The sequence below is a fragment of the Pantoea sp. EKM103V genome, from assembly GCF_011800365.1.
In the GTDB taxonomy this organism is placed as follows: domain Bacteria; phylum Pseudomonadota; class Gammaproteobacteria; order Enterobacterales; family Enterobacteriaceae; genus Pantoea; species Pantoea anthophila.
The window spans coordinates 1-1,090 of the sequence record NZ_JAALFQ010000033.1; the positions used below are offsets into that span (position 1 = coordinate 1).

General features: G+C 61.4%; 1 protein-coding gene. It reads left to right on the forward strand.

What is annotated here, in order from left to right; translation table 11 throughout:
- Positions 1–5 precede the first annotated feature (5 nt).
- A partial coding sequence (locus HFD97_RS21980; protein WP_167434916.1) for an MCP four helix bundle domain-containing protein occupies positions 6–1,090 on the forward strand: 1,085 nt, incomplete at its 3' end.

Here is a 1,090-nt window from a genome sequence, read left to right on the forward strand (position 1 = left end):
CACCTATGAAAATATCTACCCGGCTTGCGTCAGGCTTCGGTCTGCTTATTCTGCTTTTTATACTCTGTACCGGCATCTCACTTCATGCCCTGTGGCAGGCGCGTGACGGAATGAATGATACTGTAAACAATAAGATGAAGCGTTATACGCTGGTACTGGACATGCGCGGAGGCCTGCGCGATATGGCTATAGCTGTACGCAATCTTGCGCTGCTGAGCGACCCTGCACAGATGCAGCCTGAATGGCAGCGGCTGGTTGCTCAGCGGCAGGCCTATGTCCGCAAGCGCGAGCAGCTGGAAAAAAGCATGTCCGGCAACGTCTCTGAACAGGGAAAGGCCGCGCTGGCGCGGGTCCTGTCTGCCGAGAATACGGCCCTCTCCACATTGATGGAGGCCGGAAAGCTGGGCATGGATAACCGGCAGCAGGCTGCCACGACGTTTCTGATGAACACCGCGCGTCCCGCCCAGACGACCCTGCTGGATGCCCTGAACGTGCTGACTGGCGTTGAGATGCAGCTCAGCCGCGATACCGTTGCCGAAAACAGCGCCAGCACGTCGCGAACCGCAGGTATATTGACAGTGCTGGCAGCGCTTTCTGTTCTGCTGGCGGCGGGCACGGGTTTACTCACCATCCGGGTGCTGATGCGTCAGCTGGGCGGAGAGCCTGCACAGGCGCAGGCTCTCGCGGCTGCGATTGCGGCAGGAGACCTGACCACGCCGGTCACACTGCGCCGTAACGACACGGCCAGTCTGCTGGCCTCGCTGGACGGCATGCAGGCAAATCTCCGGGGGCTGGTCTCGCAGATTAAAGATGCCTCCGCCTCAGTGGCCCTGGCCGCGGATGAAATTTCTCAGGGCAATACCGAGCTCTCCTCGCGCACCGAGCAGCAGGCCGCTGCCCTGCAGGAAACGGCCGCCAGCATGGAGCAGCTCACCGCCACGGTGAAAAGCAACACGGCCGGCGCGCAGCAGACCGCAGACTCAGCCCGTGAAACCGCGTCGCTTGCGCGCACCGGTGAAGCGGACGTGCAGCGCATGTCGGAAACCATGAATGCCATCTCGCTGAGCGCGGCAAAGGTACGGGACATCAC